At 62.6% G+C, this 3,715-nt stretch carries 4 protein-coding genes and 1 pseudogene; 2 read left to right on the top strand and 3 right to left on the bottom strand.

Features of this window, described 5'->3' with window-relative positions:
- The coding region (locus tag QOC89_RS12660; protein WP_323045321.1) for a LysR substrate-binding domain-containing protein at positions 1–720 on the bottom strand (720 nt) is incomplete at its 3' end.
- 364 nt (positions 721–1,084) lie between these two features.
- Here QOC89_RS12660 and QOC89_RS12655 point away from each other — a divergent pair.
- Positions 1,085–1,828 carry a DUF899 family protein gene (locus QOC89_RS12655; RefSeq protein WP_323045320.1) on the top strand — a complete coding sequence of 248 codons (744 nt, stop codon included), beginning with the start codon at positions 1,085–1,087 and terminating at the stop codon, positions 1,826–1,828.
- A gap of 298 nt (positions 1,829–2,126) precedes the next feature.
- Here QOC89_RS12655 and QOC89_RS12650 read toward each other — a convergent pair whose 3' ends face one another.
- Positions 2,127–2,510: a hypothetical protein gene (locus tag QOC89_RS12650; protein ID WP_323045319.1), complete on the bottom strand. Its 384-nt coding sequence runs from the start codon at positions 2,508–2,510 to the stop codon at positions 2,127–2,129.
- 351 nt (positions 2,511–2,861) lie between these two features.
- Here QOC89_RS12650 and QOC89_RS12645 point away from each other — a divergent pair, with 351 nt between their 5' ends.
- Entirely contained in the window at positions 2,862–3,140 is a 279-nt protein-coding gene (locus QOC89_RS12645; protein ID WP_006049832.1) for an HU family DNA-binding protein, read from the top strand.
- A 283-nt stretch (positions 3,141–3,423) separates the two neighbouring features.
- Here the strand turns inward: QOC89_RS12645 and QOC89_RS12640 are convergent.
- Positions 3,424–3,715, bottom strand: a pseudogene (locus tag QOC89_RS12640) (3-deoxy-7-phosphoheptulonate synthase); the annotation flags it as partial.

The following is a 3,715-nucleotide window of genomic DNA, read 5'->3' as shown; positions in this document are numbered from 1 at the left end:
GAGGCCCATGCTCGCGGCTTCGAATGCTAGTTGAATCGTGTCGACGCGCAGACCGTCGTTCAGGTCGATACCGTCGATAGCGACCTCGTCCGGGGCGACCCCTTCGAGCCACGCCTGCCAGTCCTCGCTCGCCGAGTTCACGTGAATGAGCGTCGCGCGACGCAGATCGAGGTTGCCCTGTGCGTCGCGCAGATTCTCGAGGTAAGCAGGGCTGCACACCGGCACCAGGCGTTCGCCGAACAGACGCGTCCAGGCGGTTCCGGCGACCGGTGCGCGGCTCAGGCGAATCGCGAAATCGAAACCGTCGACGGGAAAACCGACCTGACGGTGCGATGTGTCGACGGTGACGTTGGCATCCGGCCAGCGCGTGCGAAAAGCGGCGAGGCGCGGCAGCAGCCAGCGCGAGGCGAGCGTGGGCGCGCAACTCAGCGCGATCGGGCGATTCGCGCGGTGGTTCGGCAGGCGTTGCGTGCCGATCGCGATCAGCGAAAAGGCTTCGGATACGTACGACAGATAATCGGCACCTGTTGCCGTGAGCGAAATTCCACGCGGCTCACGGACGAACAGTTCGACACCGAGTGACTGCTCCAGGCCGACAATGCCATGACTGATCGCACTCGGCGTGACGTTCAGTTCGGCGGCGGCGAGCTTGAAACTCTGATGCCTGCCGGCGGCCTCGAAGAAGCGCAGCGCGGGCAGGGGTGGCAGACGAAGCGGCATGGTGCATCCCCAGAGGCGGCGCGGCGGGCGCCGTGACGGTGTCATCGCGCGCCGATGCGCGCATGCTGTTTCGGGGAAGGATACCTTGCAATGAAGGTTCGATCGGTGTCGGCGTGGCGCCGGCGGTTCGTGCGCGGCTTTTCCGTGGCTCGGCCGCGTGTCGGTCGCGGGACATCCGCATGTCACGCGTGTCGAGCGACGCGCTTGAATGCCGAGGCAGATGGGCACCACAAAAAATCGAGGCGTGTTGTCGATTTACAGCCACGCTGTTCGTCGTGGCTGTATAGGGGCGAAAAAGCGCTCGTGGTTGCGCCACGCCAAGCTGCTACCCGCCCTTATCTTTCCCTCAAAAAGGAGGTGGCTGATGAACGACGTAGACCCATCCGCACAAATGCTGAAACCGGCCCGGCTGCTGGCCGAATCGCCTAGCCGGTTTCCCGGCGAGAGCGCCGCGTATCGGAGCGCGCGCAACGATCTGCTGGCTGAGGAAATCGAATTGCGCCGCCATATCGAACGGGTGGCTGCTCAGCGGCGTGCTCTGCCGCCCGGTGGCCTCGTGCCGCAGGACTATCGCTTCGAGAGCGAAGCGGGCCCGGTGACGCTTTCGGAAATGTTCGGCGCGCACGACACCCTCGTCACGTACAACTGGATGTTCGGCCCGCAGCGCGCGCGGCCCTGTCCGATGTGCACGTCGCTGTTGAGTGCATACGACGGCGAAATGCCCGACATCTTGCAGCGCGTGGCGTTTGCGGTGATCGGCCGCTCGCCGATCGAGAAGCTCGTGGCGTTCAAGAAGGAGCGCGGCTGGCGATATCTGCGGCTGTACTCGTCGGGTGGCAACACCTTCAACCGCGACTACGCCGCCGAAGATCCGGACGGCGACGATTATCCCGCCTTGAACGTGTTCACACGCTCAGGCGGCACGGTGCGGCACTTCTGGGCCGAGGAGATGGGGCCGTCGGCAGCGGACCCAGGCCAGGACCCGCGCGGCGCCCCGGACTTGATGCCGCTCTGGATGGTGCTCGACAAGACACCCGGCGGCCGTGGCACCGACTGGTATCCGAAGCTGGAATACGGAGCCCAACCGGCTCGATCATGCTTAGGATGACGATGGATGGCAGAGCAGGGCGGCGGCTTGCGGGGTGCAGGCGATAGAACGCGCAGCCTGCCAACGCCCGGTATATCGGCAGCGTCGCTGTGACCTTGATGCGATCACAAGAAAAATACGGCGCGCGTCAATGCCGAGCGGTAAATGCGCCCTTTCAGGATTGTCCGTAGGTCATTTATGCCGCGTCGGCGACTTCTAGCTGTCTGACGATCAGACGCGCGGAAGCGCGGTATGGCTTCTTCGGACCGGCCTACGAGAAATCCTCCGGTGGACTCGCCAGCGTCCTTCGAGCGCCCTGCTACAGCGCCGGACACGACAGCACCCTTTGCGGTGCGAGTGTCGTTCCCGGTGCGCCGTTTTGGGCCGGCGTGCCTTGTGGAGGTGCCGACACAAGCCGGACGCTATCCCCGCCGGCATTGGCCAGCACATATTTTTCCGCGCTGTTTTCTCCTTGCCAGTAAACGCGATAGACACCGTCATCGCCGAAAACCAGCAGTTTCCCGTGCACGGTTTTCGCGCCGCTGACGAGGTCGACCGGTTCGCCGTCACGCACCTGGAAGCTCTGCGGCGTGGCCGAATTCGCCGTGCCGACCAGCGTCGCGCAGGGCATGTCGGCCGCCGCGATGGCTGCGCAAGACCAGGCGAAGAGCATGCTGCTTGTTGCAATATGGAGAATTTTCATTATTTTATGTTCCTTGAATTCTTTGATTGCTGAGCGCGGTGCAATGGTGAATTTCGAATTTTCCGATCCCCCATAAGATAGTAAAAAAGCCTGACTGCTGCCGGTTTGCCGCCGCTAACACACTGAAATTGCAACGGATTGTGATACGCCGCGAAGCGCCGTCATACGAGAGAAACGCGTAAGCGCGCGCTTCTGATGGCACTTTGGCACAAAAAATCGTCAAATTGCCGCTGGGCGGGTGATACAAGGCTTACACCCAAGGTTTGCGTGAATACGCGCCTATGCGTTAGTGTGTCGGTCCCGGCGCAACAGATGTGGCGCCGGTTCCATGATTACCATACGGGATGTGCTATGAACAAACAGGAACTGATTGATGCAGTCGCCGCAGCGACGGGCGAAAGCAAAGCGGCCACCGGCCAAACGATCGACGCGATTGTCGAAGCGGTGACTAAAGCCGTGGTGGGTGGTGATACGGTGCAACTGGTCGGTTTCGGTTCTTTCTCGACCGGCGCGCGCGCAGCTCGCGTGGGCCGCAATCCGTCGACCGGTGCCGAGATCCAGATCGCGGCTGCCAAGACGGTGAAGTTCACCGCAGGCAAGGCGTTCAAGGAAGCCGTCAACGCGTCGTAATGCAACGCGCCTCGCGCCGGAGCATCCACGCGCGCTGCTGTAGCGCGCGGCGCCCGATGCATCGGGTGTGAGGAATCACGCGCTGCCCAACCCTGGTAAAGGTGTTTGATCGGTGGTTGGTGCGGCGCGTGTGGCGTGCGTAGATGCACGTTGGCGTTTATGCGGTCGTCGTCTGCTTCAGCTTCAGCTTCTGCGTCATGCACGCTCGCCTGCCGGCCGTTGATTTCGGTTGTTGGTTGCGCGAGTTCGTGCAGGCCGCGTTGGCAACCCACCGTTCGCGAGTTCAGCCCGCGCGCCGTTTCCGGGTCGCTTCGGCGAGTGTTTCAAGCACCGGTTCGGTTTGCGCCCAACTCACGCAGGCGTCCGTAATCGATACGCCGTAACGCAACGGCACTCCGGCCTTCAGATCCTGACGGCCTTCTTCCAGATGACTTTCCAGCATGACGCCGATAATACGGCGCTCGCGCTGCGAGAGTTGCTGCGCCAGGTCCTGGACCACCTCCAGTTGACGCGAGTGCGATTTGCCAGAGTTCGCATGTGAACAGTCGATCATGACCTGCTCTCGCAGTCCGGCC

This window comes from Paraburkholderia sp. (genome assembly GCF_034668105.1).
GTDB lineage: Bacteria > Pseudomonadota > Gammaproteobacteria > Burkholderiales > Burkholderiaceae > Paraburkholderia.
Note: the sequence above shows the minus strand (reverse complement) of the source record. Positions and strands in the feature narration are given on the sequence as shown.

Coding starts and splice junctions, on each gene's coding strand:
- QOC89_RS12655 (WP_323045320.1), top strand. CDS start 1,085: ATGAACGACGTAGACCCATCCGCACAAATGCTGAAACCGGCCCGGCTG.
- QOC89_RS12650 (WP_323045319.1), bottom strand. CDS start 2,510: ATGAAAATTCTCCATATTGCAACAAGCAGCATGCTCTTCGCCTGGTCT.
- QOC89_RS12645 (WP_006049832.1), top strand. CDS start 2,862: ATGAACAAACAGGAACTGATTGATGCAGTCGCCGCAGCGACGGGCGAA.